The 19,037-nt window shown below is 38.2% G+C and carries 14 protein-coding genes and 1 pseudogene; 10 read left to right on the top strand and 5 right to left on the bottom strand.

The annotated features are described in order from the left end of the window. The first annotated feature begins 1 nt into the window (after nucleotide 1). From J5X91_RS15510 to J5X91_RS15500, 3 genes are all read left to right on the top strand, one after another. Nucleotides 2-1,342 carry a DUF1501 domain-containing protein gene (locus tag J5X91_RS15510; RefSeq protein WP_089368631.1) on the top strand — a complete coding sequence of 447 codons (1,341 nt, stop codon included), beginning with the start codon at nucleotides 2-4 and terminating at the stop codon, nucleotides 1,340-1,342. A gap of 83 nt (nucleotides 1,343-1,425) precedes the next feature. Continuing rightward, nucleotides 1,426-2,139: a DUF1499 domain-containing protein gene (locus tag J5X91_RS15505; protein WP_208835187.1), complete on the top strand. Its 714-nt coding sequence runs from the start codon at nucleotides 1,426-1,428 to the stop codon at nucleotides 2,137-2,139. Nucleotides 2,140-2,297: 158 nt separating this feature from the next. After that, a complete protein-coding gene (locus J5X91_RS15500; protein WP_192532122.1) occupies nucleotides 2,298-3,344 on the top strand; it encodes an NAD(P)-dependent alcohol dehydrogenase in 1,047 nt (348 codons plus the stop codon). A 60-nt stretch (nucleotides 3,345-3,404) separates the two neighbouring features. Here J5X91_RS15500 and J5X91_RS15495 read toward each other — a convergent pair whose 3' ends face one another. After that, nucleotides 3,405-4,607: an MFS transporter gene (locus tag J5X91_RS15495; RefSeq protein ID WP_208835186.1), complete on the bottom strand. Its 1,203-nt coding sequence runs from the start codon at nucleotides 4,605-4,607 to the stop codon at nucleotides 3,405-3,407. Nucleotides 4,608-5,143: 536 nt separating this feature from the next. Between J5X91_RS15495 and J5X91_RS15490 the strand changes: the two genes are divergently transcribed. Then, nucleotides 5,144-6,442: a PAS domain-containing methyl-accepting chemotaxis protein gene (locus J5X91_RS15490; RefSeq protein WP_208835185.1), complete on the top strand. Its 1,299-nt coding sequence runs from the start codon at nucleotides 5,144-5,146 to the stop codon at nucleotides 6,440-6,442. Between the two features lie 158 nt (nucleotides 6,443-6,600). Continuing rightward, the gene (locus tag J5X91_RS15485; protein ID WP_208835184.1) at nucleotides 6,601-8,727 is read left to right on the top strand and encodes a TonB-dependent receptor plug domain-containing protein; all 2,127 of its coding nucleotides are present in this window, start codon (nucleotides 6,601-6,603) and stop codon (nucleotides 8,725-8,727) included. Between the two features lie 147 nt (nucleotides 8,728-8,874). Here the strand turns inward: J5X91_RS15485 and J5X91_RS15480 are convergent, their stop codons facing one another. After that, nucleotides 8,875-9,063 carry a DUF2986 domain-containing protein gene (locus J5X91_RS15480; RefSeq protein ID WP_011328862.1) on the bottom strand — a complete coding sequence of 63 codons (189 nt, stop codon included), beginning with the start codon at nucleotides 9,061-9,063 and terminating at the stop codon, nucleotides 8,875-8,877. A gap of 175 nt (nucleotides 9,064-9,238) precedes the next feature. Between J5X91_RS15480 and J5X91_RS15475 the strand changes: the two genes are divergently transcribed. Continuing rightward, nucleotides 9,239-10,732, top strand: coding sequence for a dipeptidase (locus J5X91_RS15475; RefSeq protein ID WP_208835183.1), 1,494 nt, complete (start codon nucleotides 9,239-9,241; stop codon nucleotides 10,730-10,732). A 62-nt stretch (nucleotides 10,733-10,794) separates the two neighbouring features. On the opposite strand, the gene J5X91_RS15470 is transcribed toward J5X91_RS15475, so the two are convergent. The 3 genes and pseudogenes from J5X91_RS15470 to J5X91_RS15460 all read right to left on the bottom strand — a co-directional run. Continuing rightward, nucleotides 10,795-11,223: an OsmC family protein gene (locus J5X91_RS15470; protein ID WP_089368627.1), complete on the bottom strand. Its 429-nt coding sequence runs from the start codon at nucleotides 11,221-11,223 to the stop codon at nucleotides 10,795-10,797. A gap of 124 nt (nucleotides 11,224-11,347) precedes the next feature. Beyond that, complete coding sequence (locus J5X91_RS15465; RefSeq protein ID WP_193038701.1) at nucleotides 11,348-11,485, bottom strand: DUF2256 domain-containing protein; 138 nt, start codon at nucleotides 11,483-11,485, stop codon at nucleotides 11,348-11,350. Beyond that, a pseudogene (locus tag J5X91_RS15460) lies at nucleotides 11,475-11,870 on the bottom strand (FAD-binding domain-containing protein); the annotation flags it as partial. The pseudogene J5X91_RS15460 and the gene J5X91_RS15465, both read right to left, overlap by 11 nt. Nucleotides 11,871-11,966: 96 nt before the next feature. Here J5X91_RS15460 and J5X91_RS15455 point away from each other — a divergent pair. The 4 genes from J5X91_RS15455 to J5X91_RS15440 all read left to right on the top strand — a co-directional run bounded on the left by J5X91_RS15455 (nucleotide 11,967) and on the right by J5X91_RS15440 (nucleotide 18,699). Next, nucleotides 11,967-13,988 carry a hypothetical protein gene (locus J5X91_RS15455; RefSeq protein WP_208835182.1) on the top strand — a complete coding sequence of 674 codons (2,022 nt, stop codon included), beginning with the start codon at nucleotides 11,967-11,969 and terminating at the stop codon, nucleotides 13,986-13,988. Between the two features lie 8 nt (nucleotides 13,989-13,996). Next, the gene (locus J5X91_RS15450; RefSeq protein WP_208835181.1) at nucleotides 13,997-16,195 is read left to right on the top strand and encodes a tyrosine-type recombinase/integrase; all 2,199 of its coding nucleotides are present in this window, start codon (nucleotides 13,997-13,999) and stop codon (nucleotides 16,193-16,195) included. Further along, the gene (locus tag J5X91_RS15445) at nucleotides 16,185-17,189 is read left to right on the top strand and encodes a hypothetical protein (protein WP_208835180.1); all 1,005 of its coding nucleotides are present in this window, start codon (nucleotides 16,185-16,187) and stop codon (nucleotides 17,187-17,189) included. The genes J5X91_RS15450 and J5X91_RS15445 overlap by 11 nt, the downstream gene beginning before the upstream one ends. 118 nt (nucleotides 17,190-17,307) lie before the next feature. After that, entirely contained in the window at nucleotides 17,308-18,699 is a 1,392-nt protein-coding gene (locus J5X91_RS15440; protein WP_208835179.1) for a site-specific integrase, read from the top strand. Nucleotides 18,700-19,037 lie beyond the last annotated feature (338 nt).

The following is a 19,037-nucleotide window of genomic DNA, read 5'->3' as shown; positions in this document are numbered from 1 at the left end:
AATGAGCATAAATAGAAGGCAATTTTTGTCATTATGTTTAAAAGGCGGGGTGTCGGCAGCTGCGCTAACCAGCTTACAACTTCAAGCATTAACGGGTTCAACAAATGCTATTGAATTGGGTGATTATAAAGCCCTAGTATGTATATTTTTATATGGCGGTAACGATTCACTAAATATGCTAATGCCGTTAGAGGGCGAGCAACGAAATTTGTATGAAAAAAGCAGGCAAAACTTGGCGGTTGCTTCGCCTATTGCGCTTAATACTAATTCGTCGTTTGCTGGTGGTGTAGGGCTGCACCCTGCGCTTGCACCCATGCAAAGTGTGTTTGATTCGGCTAACTTGGCATTTGTTGGCGGAGTAGGTACTTTGCTTGCACCAACCACGCTTGACGATTATAAAAATAAAGCAGTACCGCTGCCTCAACACTTGTTTTCACATAACAATCAACAAGCAGCGTGGATGTATGGTCGTGAAAAGGAATCGCTAAATAATGGTTGGGGAGCGCGTTTGCTAGAGCGCTTAAATCAGCAAGATCAGTTTGCTGCAAACATATCGCTCGATGGCACCAATCTTTGGCAAACAGGCGCGCAAACTAAGGCATTTTCGCTTAATAAAAGCGGTATCAGTAAAGTAAACGCTTTTGGCGGTTATCAGCCAAGAACTGAGCATGTAACCAATATTATGAACCGTATAATGGGTAATACGAATCATCCATTAACGGGTGCTTACGCTAATAGTTTTAATTCAGCGATTAGAAATACCCAAACAATGAATAGTGCGCTTGAAGCCGCCCCTGAACTTATTACCTCATTTAGCGATACAGGGTTGTCGAAGCAACTAGCTGCGGTAGCTAAGGCGATTAGTGTGCAAGCAAAGTTAAGTACGCAGCGCCAAGTGTTTTTTGTTTCTATGGGAGGGTTTGATACACACGATAATCAATTGAATACTCACCCTGCATTGCTTAGCACACTAGCACAAGGACTTAACGAGTTTAATAGTGCGATGAATGAGCTGAATATGGCTGACAAAGTAACGTCGTTTACTATGTCGGACTTTGGCCGTACGCTAACATCTAATGGCGATGGTACGGATCATGGTTGGGCAGGAAACCAAATCGTTATGGGAGGCGCAGTTAAAGGCGCCAATATATATGGGGAGTTATTAACTCAACATTTAGGCGGACCACAAGATACCGGCCGAGGGCGATTAATACCAAGTGTTGCAAATGAGCAATATTTTGCCACACTAGCTAAGTGGTTTGGTGTTCCTGCATCAGAATTAGGTGATATATTTCCAAACTTAAGATACTTTAATCAGTCGACATTAGATTTTATGGTTTAATTCGTTATTAATGTAACCCAAATTCCATCGCAAACAGTATAAAACTGTTTGCGAATAAAAAATTCATGTAATGGAGTAAATTAATGAAAGTTTTAGTAAGTTTGGTGAGTTTAATCGCCTTTTTAATGGTTGTATTGCCCGGGCCATTATATAAATTTGGCGTTGTTGAATTAGGCACTGCGTTTGCTGGATTTAGGTTTGGTGTTTACGTGGGGGGAGCTGCGCTTGTATTACTTTTAGTGCAGGTCATATTTATGCGTAAAACAGCCACTGTAAGTAGTACTATAGTGGCCGTTGTATTTGCGGGTATTGCTATTTTTATGCCACTTAATATGATGGATAAAGCGAAAAGTGTGCCGCCAATTCATGATATTTCGACAGATGTAGTTAATCCACCAAAGTTTGTAGCTATTGCACCACTGCGTGCCGATGCGCCAAACCCAGTGACCTATGCCGGAGCAGAAACGGCTGCGCAACAGCTTAAAGCTTACCCAGAACTGACTACCCTTAATTATGCTTACCCAAAAAGTGAGCTAGTAGTGGCTACAGTGCAAGCGATTAAAAATTTGGGTTGGGAGTTAGTTAATAGCGATGCCAGTCAAGGGATTGTTGAAGCAACCGAGACAACCACCTGGTTTGGTTTTAAAGACGATATAGTGGTGCGTATTAAAGATGAAGGCTCTCAGCGTTTTATTGATATTCGTAGTAAGTCGCGTATTGGTCGCAGTGATTTAGGTAAAAATGCAGAGCGTATTCATACATTTGTAGATGAATTAAACGCGGTACTGGCAAAATAATTAGGGCAAACCTAAATGTTAAGTTACTAACAATTAAGTTACCAACAATCAAATGGAACCCAAGCGTACGGCTTGGGTTTTTTATCATCAGTTAGTGTTCACAGCTAAGCAAGTATACTTATTTGGTATTTATATTTTTAACATACTATGGAGTTATTATGAAAACAGTAGGATATGCAGCAAAAAGCCAAGGTTCAGAACTCACCGAGTTTTCTTTTGAGCGCCGCGATTTACGAGATAACGATGTAGAAATTGAAATATTATACTGTGGAGTTTGTCATTCAGACTTACACGCGGTACGTAATGATTGGGGTGGTAGTCGCTACCCGTTAGTACCCGGACACGAAATTGTTGGTAAGGTTATGTCGGTAGGTAGCGACGTTACAAAATATAAGCAAGGCGATACGGTTGCTGTTGGCTGTATGGTCGACTCATGTAAAAATTGCGATCAGTGCGATAATAACGAAGAGCAGTTTTGCCGTGAAGGCATGGTAGGCACATATGCAGGAACAGATCGTGTTAACGGCGATATGACCCAAGGTGGGTATGCTAAACATGTTGTAGTGCGTGAAGAGTTCGTACTCTCAGTACCTAAAAACTTAGAGCTGTCGCGTGTTGCACCGCTGTTGTGTGCAGGCATTACTACCTACTCGCCATTACATAAGTGGGGCGTTAAAAAAGGCAGTCGTGTTGCTGTAGTTGGTTTAGGTGGTCTTGGCCATATGGCGGTTAAAAACGCTGTTGCTATGGGCGCAAGCGTTACGGTAGTTGGCCGTAGTGAGTCTAAAAAAGACGATGCGGTTAAACTAGGTGCCCAGCATTATTTAGTGTCGTCAAACGATGATGCAATGAAAAGTGCGCAGTCAGCCTTCGACGTTATTATTGATACCGTACCGGTAAAGCATGACCTATCTATTTACACACCACTGCTAGATATTGATGGTACGCTGGTTATTGTTGGTCAGGTTGGCCCGGTTGATGAGCTAAGCACAGTGCCATTATTAATGGGGCGTCGCCGTATTGCAGGCTCACTTATTGGTGGTATTGCACAAACGCAGCAAATGCTTGATTTTTGTGGCGAGCATAATGTATTACCCGAATGTGAAATGATCAATATTGATGAAATAAATACAGCTTATGAGCGAATGGAAAAGTCTGACGTTCGTTATCGTTTTGTTATTGATATGGCATCGTTAAGTGTTTAATTACACTTAGTAATTAAAAATAAAAAGAGCCGCAAATTAGCGGCTCTTTTTAGTTAACTATTAAGCCTCTTTTGCTACAAACGATTTATTGCTCATTTGTAAGTAGCTAAGTAACCACATAATAAACCCACCAACAAAAAGAGCAGCGGCAACATAGCCTGTTTGATTTGGCGCGGCACCTTGCGCAATTGCAATGCCTCCAACCCAAGGGCCAATTGCATTAGCAACATTAAAAGCACACTGTACTAACGCGCCTATCATGGCATGCCCATTAGGAGACACATCCATTAGTAAGGTTTGTACTAGCGTTGCTAAACCTAAACTGCAGCCAATAAAAAATATAACCCCATAAAGCAGCCAAATGTTATAGCTTGCGGTTACATAAGCAAAGGCAAATACAATAGTGCAAACCAGTACTAAGCCAGTTGTTTTAATTGCAGATTTATCTGCCGCTTTACCTAATACATAATTGCCTAATGTTGAGCCAATACCAAACATCACCATAGCAATCGAAATGGTGTAGGGCGCTGTTTCGGTTACTTCTAAAATAGTATCGGCAACATAGGTATAAATACAAAATACCCCACCAAAACCAATAATTACAATCCCCAAAATAGACCAAACCAGCTTGTTTTTTAATACTCCAAACTCATTAAGTAAATTAGATGGTTTAGTGTTTTCAATATTTGGCACAACTTTATATACAAAAATAAAAGCAATAAAAGCTAAAACACCTGCACCGGCTAAGCAGTAACGCCAGCTTAAGTTTTGCCCTACTAAAGTTACCACAGGTACGCCAACAATGGTGGCAATGGTCAAACCCATAAAAACTTTCGACATAAAGCTTGCACGCTTACCTGCAGGGGCAATTTCAGAGGCTAATAAAATAGCTGCACCAAAATAAGCACCATGGGGCAAGCCACTTAAAAAGCGAAACAATACCAATTGCTCAAGTGACGTTGCAAAAGCGCTTAAGCTATTAGAAATACACATTAAGCTTAAAAATATAAGCAACGCTTTGCGTTTTCTCATGTTTGCAGTAGTTAACATTAAAATGGGCGCACCAACAACAACACCTAAAGCATAAGCGCTTATAGCGTAGCCACTTTGCGAAGGCGTTGAGCCAAAAGTTTCACTGATCAGTGGCAGCATAGGCATCATCGAAAATTCAGATAACCCTAAAATAAAAGTACCGAGCGCAAGCACGATTAATATAGCTGTTCGGTTAAGTTGATTAGATGGCGGCGCTACATCTGCGGTCATATATGAGCCCTTAAGGTTTAATTTTAAAAATGTAAATGCATAATAAATTCTGAATAGAAAATATAATGTGTATGCTTAAATTTTGATGTGAGAGGGTAATTTGTGAGGGCGCCATTCTAAGTTAAAAAAAGTACAGAGTCATGCATAAACAAGAGCGTATTAGTCTTTTAGGATTAAATTTTTATCAAGAAACCATTTTATCGCAGTGTAAGGTTTGTAATTTTGTGAGTTATAACTGCTCCTGCATTATTTTACTGGCTACATATGCAAAGCTGCTGCGCTTTTGGTTATACATAGTTGTCGCTTATTTATAGGAGTGATATACATAACCCCTACCTTACCTGAGATACAAATGAGCTGTTTAAAATTCAATCTCGACAGATAAGTGCGGCCTAGTTGTTTTTGGTTGGTTTTTAATATTTTAACTAGAAAAAAGCATTGATTAGTGTGTGTAAAATAAAAAAACGCTCATAAATTGTGTTTCTATCTCATTAATATTGTTAATATTAATGCTGATTTATTCTTTGAGATTTTACATGTTTGGCATTTCTAAAATGAACGCAAAAATTGAAGAAATGGAGCTTCAATTAATTCAAAAACAGTCTGTTTTATCGGCAATTAATGAGCATGTTGCTTATATAGAATTTACACCTGAAGGAATAATATTAGACGTGAATCAGTTGTTTTTAACAACGATTGGGTACAGAAAAGAGCAAATAATTGGTAAGCATCATAGTATGTTTTGCGAGAGCGATTATGCAAGCTCAACTGAATATAGCCGATTTTGGCAAGAATTAAAGGCGGGTAATTCTAAAGCAGGCGCTTTTTTAAGGTACAAAGCTAATGGTGATAAGCTTTGGCTTGAGGCAACCTATTTTCCAGTAAAGAATAACGGTGTTGTAACCAAGGTTATTAAAATAGCCTCAGATATTACCACTAGCTATATACAAAGAGAGTCGCAAGAAGCTATTGCCAGTGCACTAGATAAAGCGTTAGCTACCATCGAATTTACTCCCGAAGGTAATATTTTAAATGCAAATCAAAACTTTTTAGCAACAATAGGCTATAGCTTAAACCGCATAATAGGTAAACATCATAAGATGTTTTGTACTGAAGCATTTTATGAGGAAAACCCTCACTTTTGGGGTGAGTTAGCACAAGGGCAGTTTAAGTCAGGAAAGTTTAAGCGTATTAGTGCTGATGGTTCAGAAATTTGGCTAGAAGCAACCTACAATCCAATTTTAGATAACAAAGGCAGAGTAACTAAAATAGTTAAATTTGCGTCAAACATTACAGCTCGAGTTAAAAATAATAGTGCGGTAACGCAAGCTGCTGCGATAGCCTATGAGTCGGCAGTTGCTACAGTGCAAACAGCTAAAAAAGGCTCTGAGATATTACAAAAATCTGTTGTGAATTCCGACGAAATCGTAAGCCAAGTACTTAAATCGGTAGATTTAATAAAAAATCTTAATGAGCAGTCAGCTGTAATAGGTGCCATTGTTTCTACAATTAATAGCATTGCTGATCAAACCAATTTACTAGCACTTAATGCGGCAATAGAAGCGGCGCGTGCAGGTGAATACGGGCGAGGTTTTGCTGTAGTGGCTGATGAAGTAAGGCAACTTGCAGCAAGCACTAGTAGATCAACTAATGAAATAGCAACGGTTGTTAAAAACAATCAAGAGTTAACTAACAATATATCAAAACAAATAACATCAGTTTCAGATTCATCAGAACAAGGAAGAGAGCTTATTATGAGTGTGTCCGAGGTTATTAAAGAGATTGGCTTTGGGGCAGATATTGTTTCTCAAACGGTATCTAAATTGAATGTTTAGTTAATCAATTACATAATTTTTACGTTTAAAGCCGCCTCTTAAGTGCTCAAACACGCTTAATAACATTCTAAATTGATAAAGTGCGACAATATGTCGCGCTTTTGTTTTTACAGCTCATTATATAATTACGCCAATTATTACAGTGGCATAAATTAACAATGGTTTATCAAAGTAAAACTCAAAAAATATACCTACTTACCCCTGTTGCACTTTTTATTAGTAGTGTGCTATCTCCTTTAGTATTTGCCGACGATACATCTTTAGAAGTGATTGAAGTACATGGGGATGCTCAAAATAAACATTTAGCACTTGGCTCTACAGAGTCGCTATTAAGTGATTTAGGTGTCGATTTTTCAGCTGCTGGTGGCGTATCTAATTTACCTATTTTAAATGGTTTAATGGGCGACAGAGTAAAAGTATTAGTTGATGGCGCAGAAATAACGGCGGCATGCGCTAATCAAATGAATCCGCCGTTGTCTTACATTTCGGCGAACCAAGTTACGTCTTATCATGTGGTTGCCGGTGTATCACCGGTAAGTGCAGGTGGCGATAATATAGCAGGTGTAATAAGTGTTAACTCTATTGCACCGCAATACACTCAAAATAGCGATTTAGCATGGCATTCTGGTTATGTATCGGCAAAGTACAGCACTGCTGACAATGGTCGTAATTTTGGAGTAGGTGCACGTTTAGCAAGTAATACACTTAGCGTTAATTATCAGGGCTCGTTTAGTGATGCAAACAGCTATGAAGACGGGAACGGCGATGTAGTGCTTGATACGTTGTATCGCGCCCAAAATCACAGTTTAACCGCAGCTATACGCGACGATAAACAGCAGGTTGTAGTTAAGCTTAGTCATCAAAAAATTCCGTATCAAGGCTTTGCTAATCAGTATATGGATATGACAGATAACACCAGTTACGGGGTTACAGCGCAATACAAACGAGCATTTGCGAGCAGCGAGTTTGCAGGACAAGTAAATTGGCATAGCGTAAAACACGATATGGGATTTTTTAGCGCAGAAAAAATCGGCATGATGCCAATGAAAACCGACGCAGAAGATATAAGCAGCCAGTTAAAATGGCGTATAAATTTAGATAACGATAGCAGCATATTGCTAGCTCAAGAATATTACCATTATAGTATTGATGATTGGTGGCCAAGTATTACAGGCTCGGCCATGATGGGGCCAAACGACTATAAAAATATTAATAATGGAAAGCGTGAACGCATTGCACTTGTTGCAGAATATGAAAGCCAAAATAGTAAAAAACTATGGTTAAACACGGGTGTGCGTATTGAAAATATAAATACCCAAGTAAGTGAAGTACAGGCATATAACACAGGTATGCACATGGGCGGTATGCATATAGGGCCAAGTGACGCTATGGCAGCAAATACGTTTAATGCAGGGAGTAGAAATAAAACCGATACTGTAGTTGATGCAAACGTATTAATTAATTACCAAATAACTAACGTTGATGAACTGCAACTTGGTATTGCTCGTAAAAATCGCGCGCCAAACTTATACGAGCGATACAGTTGGGGGGTTAGCAATATGGCAACCACCATGATTGGCTGGTACGGCGATGGTAATGGTTATATTGGCACCCCAGATCTTGGCGTTGAAACCGCACATACAATGAGTGCTACTTATACTAAATTGGCAAAAGACGACAGCTGGCGTGTAAGCACTAATATTTGGTATACCGATGTGAGTGATTATATTGATGCTGACATAGTAAGGAACTTTAATAGTTCAGGCATTGACGGTAATAGTCGCAATATTTTGCAGTTTACTAATGTAGACGCCATTTTATATGGCGCTAAAGTAGATTTAAGTGCCAGTATTTATCAATCTGAACAGTTAGGTCAGTGGCAGTTAAAAGCAAATATAACTAACACCCGTGGCAAACGCGACGGTAACTCTAGCACTCAGCCGCTTTATCAAATTAAACCATTGCAAACCCAGCTTGGTATTAGCCAGCAAATTGGTAATGTTGAAAACTCACTTTTATGGCAATGGGTCGATACTAAAACGAGAGTAGATAACAACCGCTTTGAAAACCAAACCGATAGCTATCATTTAGTTAATTTAAGTTCTAAAGCTGTGTGGGATGCATTTACGCTAAGTGTTGAGGTAACAAATTTATTTGATCAGTATTACCAACTACCATTAGGTGGGGTTAGCATTGCGGGGTTTAAACAAGATAACGCAACCGGCTTTACACAATTAGCAGGACAAGGAAGATCATTAAATTTAGCATTAAGCTACGCGTTTTAAGGTTGAAACGGTAAATAGAAAGGCTATATAAATTTACTATGGCTTTTAAATTAATAGTTACCACTGTGGTAGTAGGTTATTGAGCGATACGCTACTTTTACCACAATAGATCCGTAAAAACTTAAAGCAATAAGCGCCTAAAAGCGCTTATTGTTGCTCAGCTTCAGGTTCAGCGGTTTGCTCAGTTGTTTGTTCTACTTTTTCGTCAGTAAGTTTTTCAAGTTTTTCGCGCTCAGCTTTTGATACATAACCTGGCTTTTTGCTTTTATGTAATTTGGCATTGGTGCGCTTGTCTTTCTTTTGAAATTTAGTAACGATTTTTTTGCGACGGTTCATGTTTAATACTCATAATTTTAAGGCGAGCATTATATAGCACCAAGTATAAAAGCAACTATATAAATATTTAACTAATTGCACTGATTGTTATGTGATTTTACCGCAAAGCGCTGTTTGTGTGAGATGCACAAGGTTATAATTATGTTTCTTAGTGGTTAATTAAATGGGAATTGTTTTGAAAAAGTTAGCGTTAGCCAGTGTTGCATTATTTGCGTTTAGTGCCCAAGCACAGTTAAATAAAAATATTGATAGTGTTGCCAATTATGCCGTAAATACCTACCAAAGCGCCCAGGTACATACACTAACCAATTTAGTATCATTTCCTACTGTGAATAAAAGCGATATTAGCGCACCAAAAAAACCCGATTTTATTGGTTTTAAAGCCTTACTCAAAATGAAAGCGGCCGAGCTGGGTTTAGATTATCAGGATTTAGGCTACACAGTATTAATTGGACTTGGGGAACAAAGCGATAAAGTAACCGTAGTAACACACGGCGACGTGCAACCAGCTAATGCGAGTAAGTGGCAGCAAAGCCCATTTATTATTGATACAACATCAGAGCCTGGGCGCTTAATTGGCCGCGGTACCGAAGACGATAAAGGCGCAATAGCGACAGCGCTTTACGCCATGAAAGCCATTAAAGATAAAGGCATAACGCTTAATAACCGTATTGAGTTAATGATTTACCTTGCTGAGGAGTCTGATTGGGGCCCGCTTACTGAGTTTATGAAAACCTATGAGCAGCCAAAGTACGCAGTAACAATTGATGCGTCATACCCGGTAGTGGTGGCTGAAAAAGGTTGGAGTTTAATTGCGCCAACGTTCAATGCTACCTCGGCAAAAACAGGCGTTTATGTTAGTGATGTTGCAGGTGGTGCATTTGTAAGCCAAATACCAGAAGACGCCAGCCTAGTACTGCATAATGCCGATGCTAAGTTACTTACTCAATTAAAAGCCAAAGCCAGTACGCTTAAGCAAGTAGAGTTTAACTTTGCTCAGCAAAGCGATACTGCTGTCGCAATTAGTGTAAAAGGCGTATCGGCGCATTCATCAGAGCCAGAGTCGGGTGTTAACGCAATTGCTTATTTAGCCGAAATATTTAAAGCTCTAGTGCTTGAAAATAATAGCGATGGGCAGTTAATTAACTTTGTAAATCAGCTGATTGGTTTAGATATTCATGGCAAACAGTTTGGCGATATTGCCTATAAACATGATTTTATGGGGCCAATGACAGTGGCACCTACTGTGATTGAACGAGAGGGAAATGCCCTAACGCTTAGTGTAAATGCGCGCCGTCCTATGGGCAAAGAAGAGTTGGTGTTAAAGCAGCAAATAGACAGTGCACTAGCAAAATGGCAAGCCACTAACAATGTAACACTAAATGATGTTAAAACTATTATTGGTACGCCTATGCTACTTGATGGCGCGCCGCATGCGCAAAAATTACTTGATATTTTTAAGCACTTTACGGGTGATCAACAAGCCGGCTTTATCTCTATTGGCGGCGGTACTAACGCTAAGTTATTTGATAATGCGGTATCGTTTGGCCCATCAATGCCAGGTAAGCGTTACACCGGACACTCTGAGCATGAGTTTATTACCCTTGAGCAGCTAAAGCTTAACTTGCGCATGTACACCGCGATGATGATAGAGCTAGGTAATATGTAACTAAACGCATGTAATATAGCGCCGCAAATAAATGCGGCGTTTTAATAATGTATTTACAATAGTTAGTTCAGCTCAGCCTTGAGTGATATTTCAGCATTCATTAGTTTAGAAATAGGGCAGCCTTTTTTGGTTTGATCGCATAAAGCTTGAAACTGCTCGTTTGCAATATCAGCAATTTTAGCATTAACTTCAAGCGCAATGTGGGTAACAGCAAAACCATCGTCTACTTCATCTAAGCTAACTACCGCTTTGGTATCAATGTTGTCGGCGGTAAACCCTGCTTCACCTAATGCTAGCGATAATGCCATACTAAAGCATGCACTGTGCGCCGCAGCTACTAATTCTTCAGGGTTTGAGCCGGGTTTATCTTCAAAGCGGGTATTAAATCCGTAGGGTTGATTATTAAGCGCGCCACTTTGCGTAGAAATACTCCCTTTACCTGTTTTAATATCACCAGACCATTTTGAGTTTGCAGATTTTTTAATTGTCATCATCTTCTCCTTATTGCATTGGCGGTAAGCTTTTCATACTAGGTGAGTGTTATTTGCAAAAATAATCACAAAATAGCTAAAAAGCGTTGTATTTATAAGGTTAGTGCAAGATGAGCGCCAGCTATTATTGCTTATTGCACTTACAGCGCTTTGAGCAGTAAATAACATTGTCCCCGTCGCGTTGCCATTTTTTACGCCACGTAAAATGTTTATTGCAAATGGGGCATGTTTTTTGAGGTAAGCTTTGCTTTTTATGAGCCATCGTTAGTGGTTTTATTTTTTACTTGGCTTGTTATTGGTGTAATTGCTACGTGCCTTCTAAGAATACTTCCTATGGCGCGTTTAACATCTGCTCGCTCGCGGTATTGCCATAAACGTTCGCGCGCTGCTTTTGAGGCTGCTGTTAAATCAAGCATGGGCTCGGGGTAATCTTCCCCTAGCTTAAAATCGTTAAATAGCGCTTCCATAGGAGTTTGCTCCCAAGGCTGGTGTAAATATTCAATAGGGAGTTTTTCAAGTTCGGGGCACCACTTTTTAATAAACGCGCCTGTTGGGTCTTGATCTTCCGACTGCTTTATTGGGTTGTAATGCCTAATGGTATTAATGCCAGTTACCGAGGCTTGCATTTGAATTTGCGGATAGTGAATTCAAATACGTAAATACTCAAAATAGGTTACTATTGGAAGATATTAGTTCTGTTATGATATTTATCTTTTTACTATAACCCACAATGAAAAAAGCAGATGGCAAAGACAATAAAGAATCGACTTGGGGGAACCCGAGCTAGACCAATACGCAAAGAAGCAAAGCCGATAGTAAAGTATTCACCGTATATAATTGTTGATTGCAAACAAGAAAAAGGTTTTAGCACAGTTAAAATATGGTTTGAAAGAAATAATGACACTCCGAAGCAATGCAAGCGAGAGTCCCTATTATTAATGAAAGGAAGTACTACAAAATTTTGGATGATTGAAAATCAAACAGATCCGCATAGAAATTTGCGAGAAATAACTGCAACATTATTTTCAAAATGGGCAGTATCTTCTGTATCAAGCAGGAAAAAATTAAATTCTACATATGATACCCTTTCAAAATTTATTACGTTTTGTATTCAACATTTTAATATTAGCAGTATCTCTGAAATTGATGAATTTAAAATAGTAGAATTTAAAAAGCAGCGATTAGCGAACACGGAAGCGAGTACTTTACGCTATATTTTTCCCTTTAATTTTCCAAGATCAATAAGTATTAGAAAAACAACTGATAAAAAAAGCTTCGGCGCCATTGTTGAAAATATCTTCGAGAGTAACACTTATGACGATTCAGTTTTAATGCAGTTATTGGGTTATGCGACCTATCAATTTAATTTTATAAAAGAACGTTGGGGTTGGCTTGTAAGTGTTGATGAACATGAATTAGAAGAAAGAGGTTATCTTATTTCGGCACAAGAATTTGAAAATCACAAAAAGCCGATTGAGAGTTCCGCGTTGTATAGAATAATTGAACTATACAAAACCCAAAAGAATGAGGCATTGATACTTTTACATCAAAATTTCTTGGTGTTCGCTAAGTCTATTAAATTCAATACTCCGTTTTCTAAGCAGAAATTGTACGCCAGAAACTATTTCTTTAGCCATATAATTAAAAAGCTAGATAGAAATGGAATTAATAAAGAGTTAAAAGACGATTTTGTGGCATATGTTTCGGCTCTCTACGAACGAGAGGATATGGAAGGTTATATTGAATTCAAAAGAACTTATTTGTTAACTTTCCCGTCCAATGAGGCCGCTATAATTCTATTGTTAATTTGTCAGACTGGTTCTAATAGACAACCGATTACATCTCTATTGCGACAGTATGATTTGTTGCACTGGAAAAATCGCACAGATATCAAGCTGGGTGTTGATACGAAAAAAATACTCAGTCAAACAGTATTAAGAGTAACTGGTAAAAAGACGAAGGGGGTAGTAACTAAAAGTATTGATTTACGAGTCCCCGTTAACTCTTTTATCTATGAGGTGTTAGATTTATGGGAATCTGTTTTCTCTGACAACAATTCGGAATATTTTATTGGCACGAATAATATTAGTTCAGACATATTTGCCTTCTGTAAGCGATTTCCAATTTATGACGAAAACATAAAACAATTAACATATATAGATTCTAGAAAAGTCAGGAAAGTATATGCAGCTACAAGTTTAGTGCAGTTACTTGATTCAACGTCGAACGCCGCCGATCTCGCCCGTAAGTTGAGAGACGCACTAAATCATAATAACTTTGATACTACTATGTGTAATTATATTTTAAAAACAGGTGTTGGTAACTTTGTGTACAGCAGTGCTGTTCTTGCTTTAACAAATAAAATGTTCGAAGAAGCCTTGGAGTTCAAGGGGAGTATTGGACACACGAATGATAAATCGTTAGAAAATGTTCCGGTATATCTTTGTGATTGCAAAGACCCTCTAAAACCAACACACGATATTCCTATTGCAGGAAAGTGTAAACTTTATGACCTCTGCTTAGGTTGTGAGCGTAGCGTTGTTTTTGCAGAGCATATCCCTAGGATATGTTTCAGAATACTACAATATGAAAATATGCCCTCTCCAACTAATGAAATAATAGCCGATAGAAAAGCAATAGCTATTGATTGTCTAGAAAAATTTCGTAACGACCACCCAGATGGAGATCTTATAGTAGACCAAGGTTTTCTGCTAGCAAGATCTGCAGAATCAAAAGACCAACCAATGTTACCCCCAATACTGTGAGGCGCAATATGTATAAAAATGAAACACAAGAAATTGTGATTGAAGCGCCTAACGAAAGTCGTTTTGATATAGGTAAAAAGCAATGGGAGATGTTATCTTTACTGATTGACAAATATGAAAAAATGGATATTTCATCAATAACGAGTTCTAAGTTTGAGGACAAAACATGGCTGATCCCAACAGAAGATTATTTTTCAAAGCCTTTTATCTTTGAATCTCTTTACAAGCACCAATCTGCGTTACCGCTAATAGTACTTTTAAAAATTTTTATAGTTTATTGTATGAAAGTTCTTGATTACAGCCACGGTACAGTCCGCGGAAAAGTTACTTATTTGATTACTTCATTTTGCCCTCAGTTACTTGGTTTACCAAATCCTATATTGAGTGCAGAGAAAAACGCGCCATGGGTATCATTGGCTGAGCTTGGTGTGCACGATTTGTATTTGATGATAACTAATAAATCAATAGACAAAGTAAGTGATAATTATACTAGTGCTTTGAGTACGCTAGAAAAAGCCCAAGAATTTGAAGATTTGCAGATCTTCTTGTCGGGATTTTTGACACCGTGGACACACGAGGGTGTCACATCAAAAACGTGGACAAATTCGTGCAATACTATTGAAAATAAAGTAGTAAGTAATAGAAAACCATATTCTTCATTTTCTGAAGAAACGATATCTGGAATTGTGAAGAGTGCATCCAAACTTTATCAAGGAATTAGCGTTTCACCAGAACACGGAATTGAGCTTTCTAACGAAGACAAGAGTTTACCGATAGTAGCGTTTCTAACCTTGATTAAAAGACTTAGGTTAAAATATTTAAAAGGACGGAATTATACTAACCTGAATACTTTCTTTACACGTGATGAATGCTTTCAAAAACTACTTTATAAAGAACAAAATTTCTTAGTGGAACTAAATCATAAACAAGAAGACTATTTGAGGGAAAGTGAGTTTGATTGGTACGATAAGTCAATTAATGCGGAATGGTTTACAGAGCTTTTTTCGATAGCCCAGAGCGGAGCGCTATGGGTGGTTTTATTGTCAACTGGACTAAGAAACGTTGATCTTAGAAATCTAAAGACTGATTGCTTAAAATATAGTAAACAATACAAAATATGGTTTCTCGAGTGTCAAATAAAGAAAACTAGGAATACTATTTACATTCCTATTGGTGAGCCATGTATTCAGGCGATAAAATTACTGAAGCTGCTTAATTATTCCAAGGATAGTAATTTTCTCGTGCAGAATAGACTATTCTCCTTTGCACATGGACCTCATAACAATAATGACAACCTATGTCGAGTCGGCAACACTATAAATAGACGACTAAGTGCTTTTGCAAAGCGATTTAATATCAAGCTTGAAACTATTAGTGAAGAAGATGAAGAAGGAACATGCCACTGCATTAGAGCAACGCTTGCTGGATATATTGGAACAAATAGCACGTTATCAATTTTGATTTTAAAGAAACTATTTGGACATAGTAATATGTTGATGGCTGACCAATACATAAGACACAACGTTCTGGTACAGAAACAGCGTAAAAAGATGTTAGAGAGTATGCATTCACAAATCTCACACGATATAGCTGTTTCGATAGCTAACAAAGAAATTGCTGGACCAAAGTCGACTGAATTATTGAAAGGAGCATCTCATTTAGAACAAAAGATCAAAGTTGAAAGCAAAAATTTATCGGAAGTGGACGTACACAAAAAATTAATTCAAGTACTCGCCGAAATAATATTATGTGACATCCAGAATGAACAGACGAATACTTTACTTACGCCAATGGCAGTCATCTGTATGCGAGCTACCAATCATTCCAAAGACAGCCCTTGTTCAATAAATACAAATAGGTTGGAAAGAGAAAAGTTGGGTGTAAGCAGAGCTATGTTCAGTGCTCTACCAAGATTGCCGAACCCATCTCAGTGTATCGGTATCGATTGTGCTGATGCTCTAGCTACAAAAATGCATTCATTGCCACTGCTTGAGCAGTTTGATTGGTATACCAATGTTTTAAGAAAATGTACTGATAAAAAACATAAAATGACAGAAGACGCTACTCATTTCATTGATACTTATTACCCAATCGTAATGTCAAATGACATGCTCAATGAAGCAGAGCTGTTCCGGAAAAAATATGGTTCTGCTCTGTTTGAACTGTATTCCGACAATCGACCAGCGGGCTATTTTGATGTCAAGTAATGAACTTTCTTTACTGTCTAAACAGACTATAGCTAAGCGTGATAGGCGGACTCATGATGAGCGGATAACAGATCTTGAAGCAGCTTTCGCTATATTGAAGACGAAGGCCATTTCTAGTGGCATTAAAACTGACGCTAGTGCTGCAAAAGTACTTAAAGATGCAAGAGTAAATCGAACCTACTTTTATGTGAAAGACAAATTAAAAGATAAGTCGGCATCTGCCAAATACCAAGTGGTCCGGATTGCTATTCAGAATTTTCAAGATAACTTTGATAGTTTTTGCAGCGATACGCTAGTCAACCAACTTCGAAATAAGCTTAGTCAAGCGGAAGAACAGCGAAACCAGATTGCTACCACAATGATTGAGCAGCAAAAACTGGTAGCTGAATATCAAAATCACAATTCTATACTTAAGAAGAAAGCTCGCATACAGAGTAATCAAATTGTTGATGTATTGCATTCTACGGGTGTAAATTTGAATTCAAAAGTAGGCATATTTGGCGATGTGCGAATTATTTCACCGGACACTTATCTATGGAAAAATGGAAAGTATATGTTTGATGACGAAATCATTAGGCTGGAAGCGTGGAAGCGTGCGACGAAAGAATTAACACAGGTTTTGCAACGTGCATTGCCAATGCGTATTTATATACTTATTGGAGCTCCATGCGCAGGGAAAACATTCTGGTCGAAAGATCATTCAAACTTTTATCCTGACTTACATTCTGTAATCATTGATGCTACCAACCTGACACTATTAAGCCGATTGAAGTGGATATCTCATATTAATAAATATAGAACCAAAGATACTCGAATTTGTGCAGTAGTTTTCGATACACCTAAATCAGTACTTCAAAGTCGCAATAATCGTCGGGAGCCAACAAAGCAGATGCGTAGCGCTCAAATTTTCAAAAAAGCGAACGAGTTAGAAATACCTAATTTATTACATGAAGACCTAGATGAAATGATTATAGTAAGGAGCTTAGATGAATAAAGTTAAGATAAAGCATTTACGCCAATTTAAGATAATTCTGGATCATTTGAATTTAGAACTTTCTGAAATGCTATCGCGTTTGACTTTTAAACGTCTTGCAATAGTTTCCGGTTAAAACATGGGAGTAAATATATTACATTCGAAAGAACTTGAGTATCCCATTGTGTTTGATATTAAAACAAATATGCCAGATACGTTGATATTGCGTTATGCAATCTACAAACATCAATATCCAGGATTAATAGACTCTAAACTAACTCGCAAAAGCGGCAAAAAAACTGTCGTCGACGCCATACAACGGATCTGTTACTTAATTAATCGATTGTCAGAACAAACTCAAATTGATGGAACCATAGGAACACATTATCTTGCGGCTACATTTGAATGCAATATGGAGCCGTTGATTCAAGCAATGCATCATGAGGGCGCCTGGCGAGGCGAGAGTATTGAACAATACGTAAAAGCTTGGCGGCAGTTCTATCTTTTTCTTACATTGCAAGGCGTCGATCATGAAATGCTTATGCCAGATGTGAAAGAAGTTTCTATTTACGAAGACCAAGACAATAATTTTCTATCACACACGAGTTATCGCAGAGAACGGATAGGAGAACAAGAAACCGCTATAGACGCTAACTGGAAAGAGTATCAGGACGATTACAAAGACAGTATTCTTAGTATTGAGCAGTTTTGGTTACTTTACGCCGAAATGTTTAAAGTAGACGCGGTTTATGCGGTGATGGCGTATACAGAATTAGTTACGTGTCTTCGCGTTTCAGCACTTGTTGATTGTTTCCCACTTGGGCCAAATAAGCGTAATCCAAAATGGTTAAGCTATAAAGAGATGAAGCGTGATGAAATTACATCTCAAAAACTTCGATACCTTGCTAAAGGGGGTAAAACGAAAAGCCTACTCGTTCCAGTTGTTATGATGGAAGTATTCTACGATATATATGAAAAGCCTTTAACTGGCCCAGACTATTATCAACGCTTAAAGAGATATCAAGAGGTTTATTGCGAGACTAAACACGCTATTAACAGTAATTATAGTATAGATGATATGCCAACTTGGTTGCTTGAAAATGGTACACCTGTATCTGTAAGAAGTTACCAAAAAGTTATGCAAGAATGCGCTGAAAGGTTAAATATCAGAGCACACCCACACATGTTACGGCATACTGGGGTGACTCAAATGCTCTATCGATACATAAAAAACAATGGGTTATTAACTGGTTTCAACCATACAAACTTGATGTTAATTGCCGATGCACATATTATGCTTCAGGGACATCTCGGGCATGTTAGTGTTGAGACAACTAGGAGGTATATAAAAACTATAGAGCGTATTATCAAAGAATCTCAACTAGATATGTTGCTAAATAGTGCGTTATCAATATCTCTGAAACATCAAGAGATGCTTGATACAAACCCGCGGCTCGCGAAAGGCATGACTATTCTTGAAAGTGCTTTATTAAAGGCCGATATTCAACTTGACTATAATGAACCGGTCTGAGTAATAAGTATCAAATTATTTATCGAGCCTAAGAAAAAAGTCATATAGTTGTGTTATTTGCTATTAAAAGAGAAGGGATTTTGGATCATACTCGATGGCAGCTGCTAACTGGTATAGGGTGTCTAAGGTGTATTGGTAATCCCCCCATTTTTAATGGAGGCTGGCAGTAGAATTTCCGTTGTTTAATTTTTCCCATATAGCTCCTATCAATTTTAGCATTTAAGGCCAACCTCTCTTGCGAGAAACCTTTTGCTTTTCTCGTGCGTAATACCATGATGCCGATCGCTCAATACCATTCAAGCCGATCACTTTTTTGTCTGTCAGTAGACCTCAGTAAA

It is taken from the genome of Pseudoalteromonas sp. K222D, assembly GCF_017653575.1.
GTDB lineage: Bacteria > Pseudomonadota > Gammaproteobacteria > Enterobacterales > Alteromonadaceae > Pseudoalteromonas > Pseudoalteromonas nigrifaciens.
The sequence above is the reverse complement of the archived record's forward strand: the minus strand, read 5'-3'. Positions and strand labels throughout refer to the sequence as shown.